The sequence below is a fragment of the Streptomyces sp. NPDC001339 genome, from assembly GCF_042895955.1.
Classification (GTDB): Bacteria; Actinomycetota; Actinomycetes; order Streptomycetales; family Streptomycetaceae; genus Streptomyces.
This window is the reverse complement of sequence record NZ_JBIAWT010000002.1, coordinates 528,561-549,633: the sequence shown is the minus strand read 5'-3', so window position 1 is coordinate 549,633 and position 21,073 is coordinate 528,561. Positions and strand designations below refer to the sequence as shown.

At 66.2% G+C, this 21,073-nt stretch carries 22 protein-coding genes; 16 read left to right on the top strand and 6 right to left on the bottom strand.

The genetic code is table 11. The annotated features are described in order from the left end of the window. Positions 1–39: 39 nt before the first annotated feature. The 3 genes from ACFY12_RS07665 to ACFY12_RS07655 form a co-directional block, all read right to left on the bottom strand. The gene (locus ACFY12_RS07665; RefSeq protein ID WP_390714818.1) at positions 40–270 is read right to left on the bottom strand and encodes a hypothetical protein; all 231 of its coding nucleotides are present in this window, start codon (positions 268–270) and stop codon (positions 40–42) included. Between the two features lie 149 nt (positions 271–419). Then, positions 420–926, bottom strand: a complete 507-nt coding sequence (locus ACFY12_RS07660) for an NUDIX hydrolase (RefSeq protein WP_390714817.1) — start codon at positions 924–926, stop codon at positions 420–422. A 179-nt stretch (positions 927–1,105) separates the two neighbouring features. Then, positions 1,106–1,492 carry a barstar family protein gene (locus ACFY12_RS07655; protein ID WP_390714816.1) on the bottom strand — a complete coding sequence of 129 codons (387 nt, stop codon included), beginning with the start codon at positions 1,490–1,492 and terminating at the stop codon, positions 1,106–1,108. A 288-nt stretch (positions 1,493–1,780) separates the two neighbouring features. Here ACFY12_RS07655 and ACFY12_RS07650 point away from each other — a divergent pair, with 288 nt between their 5' ends. Further along, complete coding sequence (locus ACFY12_RS07650; protein WP_390714815.1) at positions 1,781–2,959, top strand: SMI1/KNR4 family protein; 1,179 nt, start codon at positions 1,781–1,783, stop codon at positions 2,957–2,959. 89 nt (positions 2,960–3,048) lie between these two features. Here ACFY12_RS07650 and ACFY12_RS07645 read toward each other — a convergent pair whose 3' ends face one another. Beyond that, entirely contained in the window at positions 3,049–3,849 is an 801-nt protein-coding gene (locus ACFY12_RS07645; RefSeq protein WP_390714814.1) for a hypothetical protein, read from the bottom strand. 308 nt (positions 3,850–4,157) lie between these two features. Between ACFY12_RS07645 and ACFY12_RS07640 the strand changes: the two genes are divergently transcribed. The 9 genes from ACFY12_RS07640 to ACFY12_RS07600 all read left to right on the top strand — a co-directional run bounded on the left by ACFY12_RS07640 (position 4,158) and on the right by ACFY12_RS07600 (position 13,544). Beyond that, positions 4,158–5,576, top strand: a complete 1,419-nt coding sequence (locus ACFY12_RS07640) for a DUF6177 family protein (protein ID WP_390714813.1) — start codon at positions 4,158–4,160, stop codon at positions 5,574–5,576. A 111-nt stretch (positions 5,577–5,687) separates the two neighbouring features. After that, positions 5,688–6,284: an EF-Tu/IF-2/RF-3 family GTPase gene (locus tag ACFY12_RS07635; protein ID WP_390714812.1), complete on the top strand. Its 597-nt coding sequence runs from the start codon at positions 5,688–5,690 to the stop codon at positions 6,282–6,284. 327 nt (positions 6,285–6,611) lie between these two features. Continuing rightward, positions 6,612–6,944: a hypothetical protein gene (locus ACFY12_RS07630; protein ID WP_390714811.1), complete on the top strand. Its 333-nt coding sequence runs from the start codon at positions 6,612–6,614 to the stop codon at positions 6,942–6,944. Between the two features lie 51 nt (positions 6,945–6,995). Then, on the top strand, positions 6,996–7,307 hold the full coding sequence (locus tag ACFY12_RS07625) for a pore-forming ESAT-6 family protein (RefSeq protein ID WP_390714810.1): 312 nt from the start codon (positions 6,996–6,998) through the stop codon (positions 7,305–7,307). Between the two features lie 123 nt (positions 7,308–7,430). After that, positions 7,431–7,868, top strand: a complete 438-nt coding sequence (locus tag ACFY12_RS07620) for a DUF6507 family protein (RefSeq protein WP_390714809.1) — start codon at positions 7,431–7,433, stop codon at positions 7,866–7,868. Continuing rightward, on the top strand, positions 7,865–10,504 hold the full coding sequence (locus ACFY12_RS07615) for a hypothetical protein (RefSeq protein ID WP_390714808.1): 2,640 nt from the start codon (positions 7,865–7,867) through the stop codon (positions 10,502–10,504). The genes ACFY12_RS07620 and ACFY12_RS07615 overlap by 4 nt, the downstream gene beginning before the upstream one ends. Before the next feature lie 21 nt (positions 10,505–10,525). Then, positions 10,526–11,158, top strand: coding sequence for a hypothetical protein (locus ACFY12_RS07610; RefSeq protein WP_390714807.1), 633 nt, complete (start codon positions 10,526–10,528; stop codon positions 11,156–11,158). A 969-nt stretch (positions 11,159–12,127) separates the two neighbouring features. Then, a complete protein-coding gene (locus tag ACFY12_RS07605; protein ID WP_390714806.1) occupies positions 12,128–12,904 on the top strand; it encodes a hypothetical protein in 777 nt (258 codons plus the stop codon). A gap of 262 nt (positions 12,905–13,166) precedes the next feature. After that, positions 13,167–13,544, top strand: a complete 378-nt coding sequence (locus ACFY12_RS07600) for a toxin-antitoxin system YwqK family antitoxin (RefSeq protein ID WP_390714805.1) — start codon at positions 13,167–13,169, stop codon at positions 13,542–13,544. Positions 13,545–13,579: 35 nt separating this feature from the next. Here the strand turns inward: ACFY12_RS07600 and ACFY12_RS07595 are convergent, their stop codons facing one another. Beyond that, complete coding sequence (locus tag ACFY12_RS07595) at positions 13,580–14,884, bottom strand: hypothetical protein (protein ID WP_390714804.1); 1,305 nt, start codon at positions 14,882–14,884, stop codon at positions 13,580–13,582. Positions 14,885–15,605: 721 nt separating this feature from the next. Next, positions 15,606–16,286, bottom strand: a complete 681-nt coding sequence (locus ACFY12_RS07590) for an HAD family hydrolase (protein WP_390714803.1) — start codon at positions 16,284–16,286, stop codon at positions 15,606–15,608. Positions 16,287–16,422: 136 nt separating this feature from the next. Between ACFY12_RS07590 and ACFY12_RS07585 the strand changes: the two genes are divergently transcribed. The 6 genes from ACFY12_RS07585 to ACFY12_RS07560 all read left to right on the top strand — a co-directional run bounded on the left by ACFY12_RS07585 (position 16,423) and on the right by ACFY12_RS07560 (position 21,038). After that, a complete protein-coding gene (locus tag ACFY12_RS07585; protein WP_390714802.1) occupies positions 16,423–17,637 on the top strand; it encodes a helix-turn-helix domain-containing protein in 1,215 nt (404 codons plus the stop codon). A 95-nt stretch (positions 17,638–17,732) separates the two neighbouring features. Beyond that, positions 17,733–18,131, top strand: a complete 399-nt coding sequence (locus ACFY12_RS07580; protein ID WP_390714801.1) for a hypothetical protein — start codon at positions 17,733–17,735, stop codon at positions 18,129–18,131. Then, the gene (locus ACFY12_RS07575; RefSeq protein ID WP_390714800.1) at positions 18,128–18,403 is read left to right on the top strand and encodes a hypothetical protein; all 276 of its coding nucleotides are present in this window, start codon (positions 18,128–18,130) and stop codon (positions 18,401–18,403) included. Before ACFY12_RS07580 ends, ACFY12_RS07575 begins: the two co-directional genes overlap by 4 nt. A 525-nt stretch (positions 18,404–18,928) precedes the next feature. Then, the gene (locus ACFY12_RS07570) at positions 18,929–19,411 is read left to right on the top strand and encodes an ATP-binding protein (RefSeq protein WP_390714799.1); all 483 of its coding nucleotides are present in this window, start codon (positions 18,929–18,931) and stop codon (positions 19,409–19,411) included. Between the two features lie 224 nt (positions 19,412–19,635). After that, complete coding sequence (locus ACFY12_RS07565) at positions 19,636–20,178, top strand: hypothetical protein (RefSeq protein WP_390714798.1); 543 nt, start codon at positions 19,636–19,638, stop codon at positions 20,176–20,178. Positions 20,179–20,417: 239 nt separating this feature from the next. Beyond that, positions 20,418–21,038, top strand: a complete 621-nt coding sequence (locus ACFY12_RS07560) for a hypothetical protein (protein ID WP_390714797.1) — start codon at positions 20,418–20,420, stop codon at positions 21,036–21,038. The last annotated feature ends 35 nt before the right edge of the window (positions 21,039–21,073 follow it).

Below are 21,073 nucleotides of genomic sequence, written 5' to 3'. Positions count from 1 at the left end.
ACACACCTTCGTGCGCTCGATCAGCCTGATCTCGTTCGGCTACCTGCACCTGCCCACCGGCCCGGACGGCTCCCCGTACCGCCCGCCGCCGACCGGATCGAGGACGTCCGCGACCGGCTGCGCGACGCGGCCGCTGCCCGCGACATCCTCGACCTCGACGGCTTCCGCCCTCGCGTCCAGGACATCGTCCTCAACATCCCCGGCGCCCGCGAACTGCTCGACAGCCTCGCGGACTACGCCGACCTCCCGGCAGGCCCCGGCGCATCGCAATCGGATGCACCGGCAGTCGCCACAGGGCCAGCGGACTCACACAACTCCTTGCCCGAGCACTCCGCGAACGCAGCGGCGACGTCGAAGTCGAGCTACCTCCGCGTCCACCTCCCCCGCGTGCTGAAGCCGACGGCTCCATGGCTGTGCCCTCAGTGGTGCCAGGGCAACCGAACCGGATCGGGCGGGATACATCCGGCGACAAGGTCGGACGCCAGCCCGGCCAGGCCACACGGGTAGATCGTGTCGCTGCTGGTAACCAGCTCACTAAGCGTCCACCAGCGGTGTCCTGCATGGTACTTGCGCTCATGGGCTTCCTGGCCGCTGATGTCCACCTGGTGAGCCGTGATCCGAAGGTGAAAGAAGTCGTCCTGGAAGGTCCCTTTGGCCCAGCCGAGGTCTGCATACCCGGAAGTCTCCGCAACCTTCGGCCCGAGAGACTCCGGGGCTACCGACAGCCCTGTCTCCTCGCGCAGTTCGCGGACCGCTGCCTCAGCCAGGGTCTCGCCGTCCTCTACACCCCCGCCGGGCGTGCACCAGCCGTGACCGCTCCCGGGGACATCCGGATCGACATGGAACTTCAGCAACAGCACACGGTCCATCTCATCGAACAACAGAACGCGAGCGGAGTGACGGCGATAGCCCTCGTGATCAGACATCCCGGCAGCGTAATAGGGACGATGCCCATGAGCCGCTGGGTTTCACACCCTGCCGGAAAGGAGCCCAGCGGCCTCACTGACACCCTGCCAGAGCACTTCGCGAACGCGGCCGCGACGTCGAAGTCGAGCACTTCCACATCCACCTCCCCCGCGTGCTGAACAAGGCGTCCTCGCAACCGTCACCGGAGTCGCAGGACACCAGGAGCGCGATCGTCGAAGATCTCGACCAGCCAATCGAAGACAGTGGTTCCACGCTCTTCTCTTGCTGCGGCAAGGTCGGCGCCTACCGAAGGGCGGTTCGTGGGGTGACAGCGTGACAACCGGATCGCCAACTGGCTTGCTGTCTCCGGATAGCCAAGATGCTCGCGGGACACCTGGTGGTCACGCCACTCGACCACATAGTCATCGTCGTCGGGCGTTCCGAAGCCACCGCTGAGGCAGTCGGCGAAGGCATCGAGGTTTCGACCGAAGTAGCCCCCCGGACCGTTGATCGCTTCGCCGACGACTCGCCAAAAGTCTTCCAGCGTTCTGATCTGCGTGCCGTCCAGCACATATATCGGTGTCACGGCTCGGAGGATACGTGCGGCCCCGCGCCCTGTCCTCTCGATTCTGGCTGCCTGTTCATAGTCCGTAAAAGGGCCAGCGGCCTCACTGAAATCCTGCCCGAGCACTTCGTGAACGCGGCCAGTCGCAGATAGCGGGACGGCTGGATTCGCTGTCATGCGCCTGGGTTGGACGGCAGGAGGCACTCTGGTTTGCCTGCCTGCGCCAGAGAAACTTGAGTGCGTGGCACCGAACGTTGACTGCGGCGGCGGGTGGCCGCGCTGTCAGTGCCCCCGCCTAGGGTCGGTTTCATGACAATTGACCTCGTAGAGAGCTCGTGGGACCGCATCGACGGTTGGCTGCGGACACATGCGCCACACACCCTCGCCTCGCTCTGCCCACCCGCAGCGGATGAGGAGATACGGGCGGCGGAGAAGGAACTGAACGTTACCTTCCCGCCCGATCTGGTGGCATCGCTGCGCCGACACAACGGGGTGCAGGACGCAGCGGCGGAGGCGGCGTTCCGGTTCCCGACGCACGACCGGTTGCTCGGCGTGCGGGAGATCATCGAGGCGACCCAGTTCCTGCGGGACATCGCCGCTGAACTGGACGAGGAGGACGCCGACGGGGACGAGGGCTTTTACTGGTGGCACCAAGGCTACGTCCAGTTCGGTTCCTACGACGCCACCTCTGATGGCCTGACGATCGACTGCCGACCCGGGCGTGACGCGTACGGCGCGATCGGGCGGTTCTTCGACGAATCCGGGACCGACTTCGGCAACGCCGAGTCACTGGGCGCCTATCTGGCACATGTAGCGGACAGTCTGGAGAGCGGTCGCACGTTCCAAAGAGACGTCCCGGTAACGTTCAACGGCCGGCTGATATGGGAGACGGTGGACCCTCCGAGCTCGGATTGGGGCAGCGCCGATGACCCACTCCCCGGAACGGCGACCGAGCTGCCGCCGCTGGCTCTGCCCCAGACCCCGCCGGAACCGCTGATGGTCGGCTTCCTGCACGGCCTGGATGAGCTGGGCGCGCTGGTTGCCACGCTGCCCCGTCAGCGGGTGGCCCAGGCGGCGTTGAAGCAGATGCGCCGCCTGGCCATCGAGACCGGGCTGGCCAAGTACACCGAGGTCACCGCCGCCCTCGAGGCGACGCAGCGGGGCGAGATCGTCCCGGTGGACCAGAACGGCCCGCTGGGCCTGCGGCTGCGTGCGGTGATCGCTGAGGCGACGGAACAGCGGGACAGCTACCGCAGATGGGCAGCGGAGAAGATGGTGGAGGTGGTGTGGGGGTTGCCGCACCGGGCGGTGACGGGGATCGCGAACGCTCGCAGCCACCTGAGCGTCACCTGGCGCGACGAACTGCTCGCGGATCTCGGCAGCCCATCGCTTCCGCCCATACCGGACGACCTGTTCTGGGCGGTACTGCGTAACCCCGACATCGATGCGCGTGGGTACGCCACCCGATACGCCCAGGACCAGGGCTGACAGCCCGACCACCGACGCCTGCACGGCCCGCAGACCGAGGAGATGCAACCCGCCACGTTAAGCCTTGACTATCACAAGACACTGCCGCGTCAACTGGCCCACGGCAGCCGTACGGCCTCGATCTCCGTATCGTCAACCAGGGCATCGATGAGCTCCGTGGGGCCCACGACCTTGGCCCCCCACAGGTCGTAGTCGGTGCCGACGATCCATGTGCGGTCCTGCGGCCACAGGTTGGACGGGCTGAAGTCCGGATCGTCCAGGCCGTACAGCGCCACCGCATCGCCCAGCCGCCCCGTGAGGACGTGCCGGTTGTCGAAGTCCAGGGCCCCCATCACCCAAGGGTTGTAGTAGGCGAGACAGCGGGTGTCCGGGCCGGCTGAGCTGTATGCCTGCAGGATCTGGATCAGCCGGTACCAGGACTCCCGGTCCAGGCTTCCCTCCGTCGGGGGCTCGATTCCCGCCGGCCAGCTGCCATCCGCCGCACGGCCGTCGGGCGCGCTGCGATAGGAGGGCAACAGCCCCTCGGCCACGACCGGCTCACCGACCCGGCGGGCGAGCTCCGCCCACCGCAGCCGCCGCCAGCCGCTCCCCGGGTGCTCGGCCCACCCGAGCCCGCCACCCGTGGCCACCAGCCCCGGCGTGGCATCGACGTCGATACCGCCGACGACCATCGGCTCGATAGTGCCGTCGGCCAGCGCAGCCTGGTACGTCTGGTGGTGCGAGACCGTTCCGGGGCCCCGCTCGTGCTCGTACATCGCGTGCAGCACCCAGGCCGCGTCCGGCACGCCGGACGGCAGGAACCCCGTGTAGCCGTCGTCTTGGCACAGCTCGGCCAGCCACGCGGTCTCAGCCGAGGCAGCGAGCTGCCACAGCGCGGATATATCGGACATGCTGTCCATGCTCTCATCCCCATGGCTGGCCCCCTCCCCGACAGCCACGCCGATATGCCCGCCGCCCGCCCGACTATCCCCCAACGGTCGAAGCGGTCACTGACACCCGACACGTACCTACCGCGGCTGGGTGTCCCAGCACGCCGCCGGCTCCTGCTGACACCTGGGCACGCAAGTCAACAACGGAGGGACGGCATCCCAGAGGCCGACGGACCCGCTTCATCGACATTGGAATTGCGGCCACAGCCACTTTCCAGGAGTCTCATCAGCGCATCCATGCCACGAATGACGAAGGACCGGATGACCACATGACCAAGGACGTCATCGCCCTCACCCAGCGCATGCCCGACCCATGGGGCATGCTCGCGGGCCTGCTCTCCGGAGGCCCCGACAATCTGGTGGACACCACAGGCGAAGGCGCCGTCATGCGCCTGTGCGACAGTGAGGGCCGACCGCTGGTCTCCGTCGAGCCACCACTGCTCGTGCAGGTCGCCGGCGAGGCCGAGCGGCTACTCGGAGCCACCCCACCACCGGTTCCGTACTGGTGGACCGAAGCCCGCGCCACCACCGGCGTCGAACACGCCGAGCACCTCGCTGGCACCTTCGCCGCACGGCTCGCCTCCCTGGCCGACGGCTCCGCCTGGCCGCCGGAGGCCGCGCGCTCCGTTGCCGTCGTCAAGACCGACGAGGTGAACGTGGCGCCCGCGCCCGCCTCCGCGCAGCCCGCCGTCGACGTCCTCACCGACAAGGTCGCCGTCGTCATCCAGGACCGCCCTGTGGTCGCCATGACGGCCTGGCTGTCCAACGCGCTGCAGACCGCCGCAGGCGCCGAGCTGGGTCTGCAGATCGTCACCCCGCCCAGCACCACCCTCTCCCCGGCTGTACGCGACAGCCTCAGCAACTGGCCCTCCCGCTGGGTCGTACGCGACGAACAGGACGGCTACTACGACGGACTGACCGGAGCCATCCTGCGCTGGCAGGACGGCATGTTCGCCCCCATAGCGGCGGCTGAGGCGACCGAGAACGACCCGCACACCCCGGTGGCCGCCGCCTACCAGGAGGTCACGGCCACCGGCGAACGCCAGCTGGCCATCACGTTCCGCACGGTCCACCCTGCAGACGACCGCCTGGTCCTCGGCGGCGCGCTGGAGACGATCTGGCGCGAACTCACCGGCCAGCCCCCAGCCGGATGGGGAACCGCAGAACCCGCCAACCTGCCCTGGTCCCCACGCCAGATCACCGACCTTGCCCGCGAAAGGGCGCCCGAGCCGACATGGTTCGTCGTGGTCGGCAGCCCGGACCAGCCTGGCCTGGCCACGGTACGCGTCAGCCGAACAAAGGCAGGCGTGGAGGAGCACACCACGCTGGCCTTCGGCTACCGCACCGAGGAGGAACCGCCGCTGGACGCCCTGCCCAAGGCCGCCGAGCTGCTCGCTACCCGCCACCACCTGCAGTCGATGCTCATCCAGCTCCGCAAAGCTCGCCGCGACCTGGCAGTGCCACCCCGCTTCGAAGGCCCCGGCGTCCCCCTCGCCTTCGTGCTCGGCGCGGAGGAGGTCCGCCAGATGCCCGGCGACCGCGCCCGGAACACCCCGCTGCCACAGCAGCCTGTACTCCTCGGGTCGAAGACCCGCCCTGCCCTGTACTACCCACTGCCGGGCGACCCGTCGGACCTGTCGGGCTGGCAGGACTTCGAACGCTTGATGCGGCATCTGAAGGGCGCGTGAGAGCATCTGGATGGGGGCCAGCATGGAGCGATGCCGTGATCGTGAGGCAATTACCGTCCGCTGTCGAATCTTTGTTCGCTATCGGTGTGTGGGGCTGTCAGGGGAGCGTTGGTGAGCGCGGTCGAGAAGCCGTTCCTGATGTGTGTCGAAGATGTCTTCCACCTCAATCAGGGCAGGCTGGTGATGCCGACGGGCCGGATCGAGCGTGGGCGGGTTCGCAGGGGCGACGACGTGGAGATCGTTGGCTTCGGCAGCTGCGCGGTAACTCACGTTACTGACATCGAGACGGGCAGGCTTCGCGTCGGCGAGCCGATCAGGCGTCGCGTCGACGAGGCGAGCGCGGGCATGCACGTGGGACTGCTCCTGCCGGGGGCAGCGGCGGGAGCGATTGAACGGGGGGTGGTGCTCGCAGCACCGCGATCAATCGAGGCATACTCCGGCTTCGCAGCCGACATCGCGCTACTCTCGGAGGAGGAGGGTGGCGCCGAGATACGGACCGGCGACTGTCTCTGCTTCTATATCCGTGCTGCTGCGGTGTGTGGCGCTGTGACGCTGCCCCGTGGCACCGACGTGCTGCATCCGCTTCACCAGGGTGCGGTGACGGTCATGCTCGAACAGCCCGTCGCCCTCGAGGAAGGCCATTCCTTCCCTTTCCGCTACCGCGGTCGTGCCGCCGGCTCCGGAACCGTGACCCAGCTTTTGCGCTGAGCTCACGAGCGAAGCCACAACCGCACCGCAGCAACAGGGGGCCGTGCCATGGAGCGTACAAACGAGCTGGCCGAAGCCTGCGGCTTCTACCCCTGCCGCCGAGGCTCCGCCGGTGGGCACGCTGGTCGCCCCGGCGTTCGGGCACCAACCACTGCCAGCGCTTACCTACTCAGAGGGCAGACTGCACGCACAGGGGGCGGACGTCTGGCAGCTTTGAGCCATTGTCACACCCTGGCCATAGGATCGGGTTTGTGAATTGCACCGGTCACGCCTCGGTTGATAGGCATGACCGTACATACGATCGTCAAGTCTGACGGGGGGAGCCCGATGAAGTTCGACATGGGGGCGCAGACGCTCTCGACACTGAGGACGCAGTCGCAGGGGTCGAGTACGGAGCTGGGGACGCTGATCCGCCAGCTCGTCCAGGCCGCCCAGCCGCTGGAGGGCAAGTTCAACGGTGCGGGCAAGGCGGCGTTCGACTCGTTCAAGTCACGCGCGGACGAGATCACCGCGGCGCTGAACAGTGCCCTGGCGGCGATCGTGGGAGGCCAGTCGGGCATGGAGTCGGCGTTCAGCACGGGCGTCCAGGAGCAGGCGGACAACGCGCGGTCGCAGATGTCGGCGGCGAACTTCGACGCGGCCCGCTTCTCGGGCCGCTGACCGCCCGAGAAGCGACAGAAGTACTCAGATCTCAGCGGGGAGTGGTTTGTGATGGCTGCTGGCATGGACCGGCGTTCGTACGACACGGGCGCCTCGGCGGAGGCGCAGGGCAACGTACAGGCGGTGATCGGCCGTCTGGAGCAGGTGATTGCGGCGCGTGATGCGCAGGTGAAGGCGGCGATGGCGGACTTCGCGGCGGATGGTGTCGCGGAGGAGTACCACGGCAAGGAAATGCGCTGGAACCGCGCCTCGCAGGAGGTCAGGAGCATCATCCAGCTGCTGAAGACGACGCTGGAGAAGAACGACGCGACCGCGCACCAGACGCTGGCGCGCGCGAAGTCCGCGGTCGACAACATCGGCTGAACCAGCCGTGGCGCATCGGCAGGAGAAGTAATCCGGTCGCAGTGCGCCATGGGGCTGTCGGGGGTGACGGCGCCCGCACAGGTCGTAGCGCCGGTGTGACAGAGAGGTATGCAGGGGGCGTTCATGGCGTCGTGGGACATTCAGCCGCAGGGTGTACAGGGCCAGTTGAAGGTCGTCGGCACACACGCCGAGGACCTGGGGAAGGCCCTGACCGCGCTGCTGGCGGATATGCAGGAGGCTGCTTCGGCGGCGGGGACGGCGGTGCCGGGCTCGCAGGCCGTGATGATGCGTCCCCAGGGGCCGGTGGTAGCGCCGCAGCAGGCTCCGTTGTGGGCGAAGCAGCAGTCGACGGGCCCGGTCGCCGCCGCGCTGGCCGAGTACGCGGCGCAGCGCAAGAAGAACCTCAAGGCGATGGCCGATCGCTGCCAGGCCGCCGTCCTGGGCGCGGCCAAAGCCACCAATGAATACGTCCAGGGAGATCTGGAAGCGGCGAAGAACGCCCAGAACGCTGCCTCGGCCGTGCAGGTGGATGCGCTGAAGGACTTCGGGGGGAAGAAATGAATAACGCGCCGGTCGACCCGGCCGAGGTGCCGGTCTTCACCGGCAATCTGGACGTTCTCGAAACCAAGATCAAGGCCATCTCCAGCGGCGGCTCCAAAGTGGAGACCGCCGGGTCGGACGTCCACAAGTCCTTCGGCGGACTGTCCGCCTTCTACAAGGCGCCCGAGGCGGAGCAGCTGTTCGGCGTCACCCAACCGGTCGCGGACACCGCGCACGACCTGAGCCGGGACGCGCACACCATCGCCGGCGCTCTGGGGACCTACGCCCGTGAGGTCAGGCCGCTGGTCAAGCAGCTTGAGCAGCTCAAAGCCGATGCCGCCGCGTTCCGCGACAAGGTCGACGGCGATGACAAATGGCGCGAGGACGGCGACCTGACCGACGAGAACCTGAGTCGCCGCAACAAGATCGCCGAGGTGTGGACCGCGTTCCAGGCAGCTGAACGCGACTGCCACGCCACGATCGTCGCCCTCGTGGGCGGCAAGGCCCTCACGGTCAACGACGGCTCCAACAAGCAGGGCATGTACGGCTACGACGCCGAAGCCCTCAAGCAGTCCAAGAGCCTGCCCTGGGGCGACGCGGTCGAGGAGTCCGTTCCCTGGTGGCAGGTGTGGGAACACGCCTACGACTTCGGCAAGGGCGTCATCGTCGACGGCGTATGGGGCACCATCAAGGGGCTGGGCACCCTCATCGGCGTCGACGGCGCGGACGCCGCCGGCCAGGCATGGAAGGGCCTGGCCCAGCTCGCCACCGGCGTAGCGATCACCACCCTCCCCTTGGGGCTGGGTGCTGCGTTCTGGGCGGCGCCGGAGGACAAACTTCCCTCCTGGCTGCGGGAGTCGCGTACGGCCATGAAGGAGACCGGCAAGGCGCTTGTGGCCTGGGACCAGTGGGGATCGAACCCCTCCCGGGCCGCCGGCGCCGTCACCTTCAATGTCCTCACCGCCATCGTCACCCGTGGCGGCGGTGCCGCCATCTCGGGCGCGGGCAAGGCCGGCACAGTGGCCAAGGTCGTGTCCGTCGCAGGCAAGGTCGGCCATGCCATCGACCCGATGACGTACGTCTTCAAGGGCGCAGGCGCGGGCCTGTCGAAGATCGGCGACCTGGTAGCCCACCTCAAGAACACCGGCCACGCCGAGGTCCCGAAGATCTCCGACGGTGCCTACAGCCCGCCCGAGGGCTCCGTCGAGCTGCCGGACGGCACCGTCCAGTTGCCCAAGGACACCCCTATTCCCGAAGGGGCAACCAGGCTCCCCAACGGCAATGTCAAACTGCCCGATGGCACGGTCACCTTCCCGCCGAACACGTTGAAGGACCCCTTCACCGGAAAGTACATGCATGCTGGAGGCGACCTCTACAACAAGGACGGCAGCCTCTTCCAGCGCGCCGAAGACGCCACCAAGGAGAAGCCCGCCCCACCTGCCACAGGAACGGACAACCCACGCATCGATACACCGGCCCCCCAGAAACAGCCTGCCCTAGCCAGCGTCGGCGGACGCGGCGACGACATCACACGCGTCGGCTCGGACATATCCGATCCGGTCCGCACCAGTGACAACGCAGGCCGCGGCGGCACCGGGCCAGGCGACAACACCCCCACGGGCCGCGTCGGCGACCACAGTGCCCCGGGCGGCAGCGCGGGCAGTCATATGCCCACGAACAACGTGGACAACAGGGCAGGCGGGCCAGGCCGCACCGGTGACCACGCCCCCACGACTGGTGGCGGCCACACGGAGACGCCGTCCACGGGCGGCGGCCGCGACGTGTCTGGCGGCTCCACGACTGACAATGCGATCCCGGGCGGCACAACAGCCGACAACGCCATACCCGGCTCCGGCCACCCAGAGAGCCCGGGCGCGGGCGGCCTCGACGATCTGGGCGACAGCGCCGACGGCGCGGCCCATACGGGCGACGGCCTCGAAACCGGTGCACACAACGACGCGGCCGGCATTGTGCCGGACGTCGATCCGAGCAGGTACGGCCGGGTGCCCAACGAGGTCGCGCAGACACACACGGGGCCGCTAAGGCCGGAGCAGGAAGCCGACCTTCTCGCAGAGCTCAGCCATGCAAAGCTGGATCAGGGAGATCGCGCACTTATCGTGCGTAGCCTCAGCAAGGACCCCTACGGGGCAGGCGTCGCTGAACTCATCAACCGCGGGCATCTTCGCGGGGTGGAGAATTACGATGGGATTCTAAAGATGTGCAAGAAGGGGCCCAGCCGGAATGACCCCCTCAGCAGCATGGTTCCCGCCGCTTACATGGCTCTTACTCATGCGACCGAGCTGCAGAGTCGAGGGTTTACACGTCTTGGGTTCGAGTTCGGAGACGCTACGACACCGTGGGACCTGGATGTCTACACCCGAAACGCCGACGGGGGGATCGATTACGGGTACCAGCTCAAAAATGTATCTAGCGCCAAGAAAGTGCTAAAGAATGCAGAGAGTTCAGCTAACCAGTTGGACTATGAGCTTATGCGGCAAGGCGTTGCCATCCTCGATGTTCATCATTCGATATCGACCTTGAAGCCTCGGGTTTTTGGAGCCATGGAGGAGCTAGCGGAGGAAACCGGAGTGACGTTTCTCCTGCGCTTCGACGATGGAGCGATTAAGATTCCGGCTGACGGCTCCATCTATCCGTAAGGGGAAAGAATGTCAACTCTAATGCGCGCCCCGAAGGAATGCGGATCATGGTTCTGGGACCTTGGAGAGGTCACTCCTCCAGGACTTCAATCCGCCTTGCGTATTGCTGCCAGGATGGTTGAAGTACTAAACCGGTTCGACCTGTTTACTCCGGTCAGCCTGGACTGCAAATGGTATGTACGCGGCTCTGGCTTCACCGGCACCATGAGTAGGGTGTTCGTCTTCACGCCACTGGATGATCCTTCCTTGCCTGATAAGGTGCTCGGAAGCCAGCCCGCCTCCTTCCCGGACTCGAAGATCAATAGTTTGCAGATTGTTGGTTCTGGAACATGGTTTGATACTGAAGGTAAGGCGCACCAGGAGCCGCGACTGGTGGATCTGTCCGTGACGACTGGCTCCTATGGACCGACGGCCACTCTCTCCGTCCACCATGACATCTGGGGGTCGTTCGACTTTTTTGGCCGTCCTCACCATGAAGTGCAGGCTAGGAATGCGCCGCGGCTTGCGGGCGCGTTGAAGGGAATCAATACTGTGCTCGGTGTCGCACCAGAACTCGGCGAGCCAAGTTACTTCGGGGTCGCCACCGAATTCGGCATCGCGGCGCCAGATGCCGATGAAGACGGCTTGGGCCCAAATCTGACGGACAAGCTCTGAAACCGTCGCAATGAGGAATGAGGAGCTGGCGACTCGACGTCACCAAGAGACTCTTCCGTTACCGTATGTATCGCCAGGCATGGCCTACCAACAGCTTCGATGTTGAGCGGTTCGTACAGCAGCTGAGCAGACATCTGTGAGGGAATTCGGCGGTCTTGAGGAGTCAGGCCGCTCCGGGCGCCAGCGGACTGGACAACTCCACCAGCGGCGTATGAGGGCAACGCACTACGCCTTTCCACGGTCCTACGGTGCGTTTCCAAGCTCCTCGGTAGCGCGCCCGATCCCGGTGATCCGACCCGACATGCCCACCCCACGGCCACGGGCTTTGAGGACCTGTCCGAAGAAGATGCCGACTACGACGACTCATGGGCCACGTTCGAAATCCCGGCGCGCCGGCAGAAGCTGATGAGGCTGCTGCCGCACGGATATCCGGAGCAGGGCTACGGGAGTTGGACCAATGGTCCCGTCCGGTATGCGAAGTTACTGAGCCGAGACCGGGTGATGGGTTACCTCTGGGCCGGCACGGCCGATGACGCGGCGGGCTACGAGCCGCGGACCGCCGTCGGCGAGGCTGCCTTTGCGGGGGGGCGTCCCGTGGCTGCTGCACTTCGCGAAGACACGTCAGGCGGGGATGCCGCCTCTGGAAGCGCTTCGGGAAGTGGCTGGATCCCACGGGGTGTCCGAGCTGCACGACATCAACTCGCTAGACGCACTGCAGGAGTACTCCGGCCGTTACTGATACTTCAGGTAGGGGCTCAGTAAGGCAGATAAGAGCATGGTTCCCGCCGCATACTCACACCCAGCTTCGGCCACATCGGCGACTTGCTGACGGCCACGGGATCAAAGCCCCCGACATCATCGACGGACTCGGGCCCGATCTGACCGATCTACTGTGACGAAAGGTCGGCTGGACAGCCTGCCGCAACTGATCGCCCCGATGATGTACATCGCGAAGGGCATGAACCTGAAGTGACCGAGAAGTCTTCACGCAAGGTGTTGGAACAACTGCGCGCAATTGACTGGGCCAACGACTTGGCGGCATCCGATCACGCCAATTCGCGTGCTCTGCTGATGCGCGAATATCTGCGACGAGCGGCTCTGTGGGCATGTGCTTATGGGGCGGAGCAGTCTTGGCCGTTCTTCGACATCGCGGAGCATGTCGATGCGGAAATCCAGACCCCACTCGATGTCGCTGCCGAAGCGGAAGAAGTCCTGACCGGGCTCGCCCCGGCTTCGTTGAAGCGGACCTGCCGAGCCGCGATCCGGTGGGCGGTGCTCTGTGACGCTCGTGACGACGTGCCGGCCGATCTGCCGGACCCCTATGAACCACTCCTCCTCATGTACGAACGAGGCGGTGGATACTTCCTGCAGGAGTATCTCGACCTCAACGGCGTAATGATCCTGCTCGGCAGCGTGGAGAGCAATGCTTCCGCCACGCCCTTCGTCACACTTGCACCAGCCACACTCGATGCACTCGATGGTGAAGGCCAGATCACCTACTACGCGAAGGTCAGCAAGGGCTACCCCCGGCACAACCCTCGCGGAATCATCCGGCGCCGAATCGACGAAGGCCAGACGTACGACGAAGCCTTCACCCGACATCTTCATTGGAAGCCGACCGAGTACCTCAAACTGTACGACCTTGGTCACAACGAAGTCGGCCATGTCGAGATTACAGAGATCGAGGCTGCCGCGTTCATCGAATCGGTGACGAAATCCCTTGGCTCCGCTCGAAGTACACCATAACCGTCATGATTCCTCGGCATGGTGCGCCACGAGCCGATGCTCCGCGGTGCGCGGAGCGACTCAGCGAACGAGTAGCCTCGAGTCGACCGCCTGGAGAAGTTCGCAGACGCGATCGACTTCTCAACCACACCGACGTCTTGACGGGGTTTCCTGGCAGGCGAGCTCACTTCGGTGCGAACTGCAACCATATGCTGTAAGGGCTGCCCAACAGCCATGGCAGGTTCACCGGCTTCGCGCCGAGTGACAAGAACTGGATCCTCTGATGACTTCTGTACTGCGAATCGACATTGATGATCCGGCCGTTGACATAGATCACGCTCAACGTGTGCTCTACCAGGGCGAGCCTTTCACAGGAGAAGTAGCCGAGTACCAGGACGGACACCTGATCAGCCTGGACGAGTACACCGATGGAATCCTGAACGGACAGTCACGTGAGTGGTACCTGGACGGAGTGCTGCGTTCCGAAGGGATTGTCCGGGACGCTCGCCCCATGGGCGAATTCAACGAGTGGCACCGCAACGGGGTCTTGAAGTCCCGCAAGTTCTTTGACAGCGCCATCGCCTCTCTCCGTGAGGAGGACACGTGGGACGAGCACGGCGTTCCGCTGACCTCGTGGCGTCGCGACGCCCCCGTGCGCTGACGTCGGTCGGTGTCCCAGACCCGGCTCTCCGATCTCTACGGACGCCTCTGGCAGACGGACCAGACCTCCTGCAGAAGTGCCCGGTAGTCTGCGCCGTAGGTGGCCACGGCTGCGTACACCGCGTCGAGGGCCGCCTGAAGCGGGTCGGTTTCAGCGGCATCGAGCAGGGCGGGGAGAGCCATGTGCGGCTGGGACATGCGCAGGGACGGGTCCGGCTCGCCGATCGTGAGCTTCACCGTGTACGGCGTGGCTCCATCGGGCTGCGGCATCGGTGCTCCGGGCGGGCTCGACGGCTCCACCGCAGCAGCGGCTGCGGAGCCGACTATCCATGCGGCCTGCCCGGCCTGGGGGATCGGCACGTGCGCGTCGTCCCGGGCGGGCGGCTGGAAGGCGGGCCGCTCGGGCGGGATGGCCCGGCCGACGGTTCTGTCCGGGACGCGCGGGTCGGATTCCAGGGCCTGCCACGCGCGGTCCGGGTCGTCGAGGGGTGGCGGCAGCGGGCGCCCCTCGGCCAAGGCGATGAGTCCTGCGGCGATCCAGTCGAGCTCGGTGAGACCAGCCGCCTCGCACGCACGGCCCGCGGCCAACAGACCCACCGCACGCTGGGCTTCGGGACCGGCGGCGTCGATGGCGTGGACGAGTTCCGGGTCGAAGTCGAGCACGCCACGGACATTGCCACCGACGTCGCGCAAGGCCTGGCTCGGCAGCTGCCCGCCCCATTCCCATCTTTCGTACGCGAGCCGGAGATCTTCCTCCGCCTGTTCCTGCGCGAGGCGGGCGAGGCGTTCGGCTTCGGCGCGTTGCGCGGGTGTGGGCGGGGGCGGCTGCTTGCGGGCGTAGTCATGCCAGTAGACAGCCATCTGTGAGGTCTGTTTGAGGACGCGGTCCGGGGCGGGCGGAGCGGGCCAGAACTGCAGGAGATAGCAGTCCACCTGGGGTTCGTCATCCATCCGGGTGTCCTGCTGGTGTGCCTCGTCCATGCCCTTGGCGCAGTAGCGCACCCGGTAGTCGGTCTCCTCCAGGTTCAGTTCCCAGGAGGCTTCGCCTGCCCATTGCACGAGCACGCTGTTGCCCGAGACGGGGCGGAAGGACACCTCCACGACGTCTTCCCACGCCGCATCCAGCGACGGGGCCCGGCTGTGCACTTCCACGGCGAAGCCGACGTTGCCGGTATGCAGCCCGGTCGTCAGCCACAACGCGCCGGGTATCGCTGCCCCGCACAGCCCAGAGCTCTGCCCGGCGAACGCCTCCGCGAGGTCCGGGCCGAAGCTATCCGGATCGCTTTCAACGTAAATCTGACCGTAGTGAACATGGACCTCACCCTCGACCAACCTGCGCACCACTACCCCCCATCACTAACAGGAACAGGCTTTGCTCGCGCAGCCTATGACCCGGCACTGACAGCGCCGTCGCCCCGATGCTCGGGTCTCTGCTGGCAAGATTCCGGTGCTCAGAGTCGCCAGGGCTTTTGGTACTGGTGAGCCCATCGATCACGCGGCCAGGTTGTTTGTCGGCGAACGCGAGCGCGGCGGTCTGAGAGAGCCAGGAGTCGGTGCTGTCGCCGATGTCGTGCACCGTGGTGGCGTGGCTGCCGAGACGTTGATGAGCGAGAACAGTAGTCGGCTGACGTAGTACTCGGAGATAGCCAGCGTACGGTCGATCTGGTGGCGCGTGGAGTCGCGCTCTGTTGAGCGGAACTACGGCTGCCAGTAGCCCTCGTGGAGTATTGCCGGCAGCACCGACCCGAGCGACGTTCGTCGCCAAAAGAGCGGCGAGTGGCCCCCTTCGTCGCTTGCATCAGCTCAGGCATAGCCTGCTCCACGCGTTGAGCAGCGCCGGCTCACGAATGCGGCGAACGGGTGAATGCCCGGCATGGGCCCTGGCCTACCTCGGTGATGGCCCGGCGCTGGCTTGCTCGCCGCTGAGCCCCCACTCGCAAGACTTCACCGGACTGGCCATCCGCGTCGTGTTACCGAGTCAGGGCCGAGCTGACCGAGAGCGCGGGGCGCTGCAGGACTCGATAGGGAAAGTCTTCACAACGAGACGGAACGTGAAAGCGGCCTACGACCGGTCGCCGCCACGGACGAGTTTCATGAGCAGTTCCGTGTCACGTAGGTCCGGGACGACGGCATCGGCCCCTGCGCGGCGCAGTTCCGACGCGGTACTCCGTCCTGAGGCGACCGCGATGACCCGCACCCCGTTCGCGCGCCCGCCTTCGATGTCGGCTGGGGTGTCTCCGATCAGCACCACGTCCGCGACCTCCGCGCCCGAGCGGCCGAGCGCGAGCCGGACCAGCTCAGAACGCACGTCGTGGTCCTCGCCGTAGGCGCCGGTGTCCCAGTCGATGTGCTGGTCGAGGCCGAACACGGCGAGCTTGATCTCGGCGACGGGACGGACATTGCCGGTCACCACGGTCTGATGCACGCCTGTGGCGGCCAGCGCTGCTACGGCAGCGGCGGCGCCCGGCAGGGCATGGCCGCGTTCTCGTAGTTCGGCCGCCCGCTTGAGGTGTTGTTCGGCGAGGGCTCGTGCGAAGCGTTCGAAGGTGGGGCGATCGGTCTCCAGACCGTGCAGCCTTGCGGTCTCCCTGAAGATCACCGGTTCGGTGATGCCATCGACCTTGGCTTGCTCACGCATGGGAAAGCCGAGCGTCGCCTCGAACGCCGCCGCGGACAGTGCCCGCCCCACGCCTCGTGTGGCGATGAGCGTGTGGTCGATGTCCCACAGAACCAGTTGTGCCATGCCTGATCCTCCCCAACTGCCTGTGATCCACGTGGTAGCAGTAGGTCATCTTGTCATCTACGGAACGTGCACGACGAGGGTGATCTCGTCCTAGTCTGGACGCACCGGGCTGGGCTGCGAAGAGAGGGTCACCTCAGTGGACACACCGAGGCTGCCGGTCGGCGAACGCATCAGGTACTACCGGCGCAAGAACGGCAACCGCAAGCAGGCCGCCATCGCCGGCCTGTGCGGCATCACCGAGCGCTACCTGTGCGACATCGAGAACGGACGGAAGGTCCCGTCGGCGGAAGTACTGGCCCGCATCGCCGCGGAGCTCGGCGTGCCCGTTGCCTGCCTCCTCACAGAAGAGCCCCTTCCAGAGCCGGCCGCGCCACTCACCACCGCACCCGCCGTCGTGCGAGCGCTTATGGGCTATGGTCCGCCTCGCAGTTCCGTGCCGGTCTCCCCCTCGCATCTGCGGGAGCGGGTGGAGCATGCCTGGCGTGTCTGGCAGTCCAGCGCGAGCCGCTTCACCGAAGCCGAGCACATCCTTCCAGGCCTGATCGGTGATGTGGAGCATGCGGTCCGTTCTCACCGCAACGGCAACGACGCTTCGGCTCGACGGGAAGTCCTGCGCACCGCGGCGGATCTGTACGGCTTGCTGCGGTCCTACTGTCGCCGCACCGGCCGCCTCGATCTGTCCCTGATGGTCGCCGACAGGGCCATCCGCGCTGCTGAGGATGCCGACGACCCCATTCGCATCGCGGCCGCCCAGTGGAACCTTGGCCACGTCCTGCTCTCCCACGATCAGCCGGGAGCCGTGGCCGAGGCCGGCGAAGTCGCCGCCTTGGCCGTCGAGCAGCTTCGGCAGGCGCCTCCCACAGCTGAAGCGGACGCCATGCACGGGGCTCTGGAGCTCGTCGCCGTGGTGGCTGACGCCCGGCAACGCAACTGGTGGCAGGCCCGGGCGAGGCTGGAGAAAGCCGCTCCACTCGGCGAACGGGTCGGTGACAGCAATGTCGAGTGGACGGTCTTCGGGCCCACCAACGTCAACCTGCACGCCATCAGCATCGAAATGATGGCCGGTGAAGCGGCAGAAGGTCTCCATCTGGCCGACAGGGTCGACGTCAGCCGACTACCCAGCAGAGAGAGGCAGTTCACGTTCACCCTGGACGTCGCCCGCTGCTACGACCTACAGCGCGATGACGCCGCGGTCCTCGTCCACCTTCTCAGCCTGGAAGCACTGAGCGCTGAAGACCTCGTCCGCAGTGCCCTAGCCTGCCAGATGGTTGCCGACCTCCTCAAGCGAGTGCGACCCACCTACCGCCGACAGGTCACCGATCTGGCCGAGCGGCTCGGGCTGATCACCTGACCCGAACTGCGAGTTCACCCGAACTCCCAGTTCCGGTAGTACCCGCTCTTCGCCCATACCGTCGCGCCAAGTCACAGCGACGAGATGAGATGCGAATGGGTATGAAGGAAACGGCGCCCAGCCTGCCGGGGCCCCCGGGCGCCCGCCTGGTGAGTGCGGGAATCGACTGGGACGCGGTGAAGGTAGTCCGGTTCTTCGGACTGCAAGCGATCGAGCGGCTGCAACGGCCCGGTGCGGTGGCGGTGGATCCAGCGCCGGCTGAACCGGCTCTCTACTTCTTCGTCCCCGTTGGCACTGCCGCCTGGAGCCTGCCACAGGTGAGCACGCTGGGAGCGGCCACGCACATCATTCTGCCGCCGGCCCGCTGTCAGGCACCACCGGGGCCGTACTGGCTCGTACCTCCAGCCGACGGGTGCCTGCCGCTCACCGATGCCACCGCGTTGTACCAGGCACTGGCCGCCGTGCTCGGGCCCAGGATGGAGCGGGTCTCATGAGTACGTACGTCTTCGCGCCGTGGACCATCGGCCCGGACCGCAGTGACGAGGACACAACCTCGCCGCTGCGGCGGATCGAATGCACGACGTGCGGTGAGAAGTCGGAGAACGGCGTGGAGCAGGTCGGGCCCGACATGTGGGCTATCAGCCATGCAGTCCGCACGAGCCATCGGGGATTCCGTGAGGTCGTGACCGCCCTGCTCCGCGTTGTCCCCGCTCCCGGCAATCCCTATCACGGCAAGGAGGACAGCGATGATCTGTGGGAAGTGTGACCAGGCGATCCAGGCCGGCGAGAAGCACACCGTGCATGAGGTTGACGGCGCCTCGAGAGGGGGCGCCACCGTCTACTGGCACTACGTATGCCCCAGCCCACGCGATCAGCGAATTACCTCCCGCCTTGCGTACCTCCTGGGCCCTCGCGAACCCGGCCGCACACCGAGGGCTCGAGGTGCACGTAATTCCGCATGAGCACGTTCGGCTGCCTGCCCGGGCCAGGGTCGTTTCCGTCGAGACGTCTTGAATGGGATGGAAGTCAGGGCTCGTGAGTAGTTAAAGACCTCTTGACCAGCGGCTTCCGCTCTTCGTGAGCGCTGCGGTTCGGTGGTCGCGTCCAGGCCGCGATCACCGTGGAGGTCTGCCGAAATGACCCCGGTTCTGTTCACCGCCGCATTCCTGATTCCACTGTTCGTCAAATTGGCTCCTCTGGCGCTTATCGAAGTAAGCGTGTGCCTACGACCCGGACGCGGACGGCACCGTCGCGTCGGTCGCGGGCGGCACGCAGCACGAGGGGGCCGACGATGACCTTGACACCCCCGCCCGCAGCCGACGGAACCACCCGAGTTCTGTGGCGCTGGACCAGCCGTACCCCCGATGTGCCGGCGCGAGCCCGCATTGCATTGATCTGCGCCCTGGACCAGTTCGGCTGCGGGGGCGAGGTGCTCGATGACGCCGTGCTGGCCGCGTCCGAACTGGTAGCCAACGCGCTTGAGCACGCGCCCGGTCCGTATGAGATGCGGCTGCGTTGCACCGCAGCCGAGCTGATCTGCGAAGTGGAGGACCGGGATCCTCGGATCCCGGTGGTCCCCGCATTTCCGGCAGCCGCCCCGTTCGAGCCCGATCCGGAGAAGCGCGGCGGCGGCGTGGACGCGCTGCTGAAAGTCTTGGGAGAGCGAGGAAGGGGGCTCCATATCGTTCATCAACTCACCTTCGGCGCCTGGGGCTTCACGGTCCGGAGACGTGAAGGGGTGAAGGTGGCCTGGATGGCGATTCCGAGGGCCTGAGCCCGACCCGGCGGACGAAACGTACGGGCTGTCGCCGTATTGAGCGACAGCCTGCACGCCCCTTCGGCCAGGGGCAAGCGCCGGGCACTCCCGAGGATTGGGTAGGAGGCGAGCGGGATTGCCCGTCCCGTTGCGGTTGGACGGCGCAACGCCGGGTAGCCCATTTGCAATCAGTCACAGAGAGTGGTTATTTAGGCGCAACTAGTAACGAAAGGTGGGGGAAGGTGACGCACAGTCAACAGGTGAAGTTGCTTCAAGCCTCGGTTTACGTGACCGCTGTGACTTTGCTGTTGGGTGCATGTGAAGGGGGCCGTTCTGACGGCAGGCCGCTGCCTGAGAAGGCGACGGAGACCACGACATCTCAAAAGCCCGATTCACAGCATGCAGAAGCCCTGGCGGTCTACCGAGCCATGTGGCGTGATTTCGCAGTCGCGTCTGAGACGTCCAATGCGGCATCCCCGCTGCTCGACGATCACGCGACCGACGGTGCTCTTGAGCTGATGAAGTACGGCTTGCGGAAGGCAAAGGCGGACAACGTGGTCAGTAAGGGCGCGCCGAAGGTGGACCCGCAGGTGGTCTCGGAGACAAACCAGGAAGTTGTTCTGAGGGACTGCGTGGACAGCACAAGGTGGTTGGAGTACAAGCTGAACGGCGAGTTGAAGAATGACGTGCCCGGTAGTCACGAAAAGGCGGAAGCCACGGTGCGGCTCAGCGGCGGAATGTGGAAGGTTGCGAAGCTCTACCTTCACGAAGCCGGGTCGTGCTGACGAAATCGCCGCCGTCGGCGCTCAGAGCAATCACGGTCATCTCGTTGGCTTGTGTATGGGCTGCGGGGACACCGCCCGTCGTAGCAGGGGCCGACGACATCACTCACCGTCTCGCCGGGGTCAGCTGTGCCCCCGGCGCCTGCGAGGTGACTGCTGGCAGCGAATCGAAGCGGTCGTATGGATCGGGCGCGAACGGTCCTAGAACGCAAGAGGCACATACGAATCCGGGCGGTGGAGGCATGCAGAGCCCTTCGGCCGGCGCGGAGAAGGAATGGGAACACCCCGTCACGATGGGGCTGTTCAGTGCAGGAAAGGGGATGTTCCCGCTCGGTGATGGCGAGGAGCGGCACAAACCCAAGTCGGACGCAGGGCAGCAGGTTCCGGTGAGGGCCGTCGTGCAGCGGGCGGTGGAACAACTGAAGCTGCCGAAGCCGGTGATTCGCACCAGTCCGCCTGAGGACCTTGCCCAGGTGGTCCACGTCCCCACGTGGATGTGGGTGGAGCGAGAGTCGTGGAAGCCGGTGTCGGTGTCGGCCGCAGTGGACGGAGTGAAGGTGACGGCGACGGCTCGGCCGCGGAAGGCGGTGTGGTTGATGGGTGATGGCGGGAGTGTGGTGTGTCGCGGGCCGGGGACACCGTACTCGGACCGCTACGGTCCGAAGACGTCGTCGCCGGACTGCGGCTACACCTATCAGCGGGCGTCGTTTGGCAAGCCCAAGGGGGCGTTTCCGGTGTCGGTGCGGGTGTCCTGGGATGTCGAGTGGCGCGGGGGCGGCCGGGCCGGTGTGGTGCCGGGGCTGGTGATGGCCTCTGAGCGCCAGCTGGTGGTGGATGAGGTGCAGGCCGTCGTTACGCGCTGACGGTCTGGGAGTGACGGCCCGGCTCGTTGTGGGCG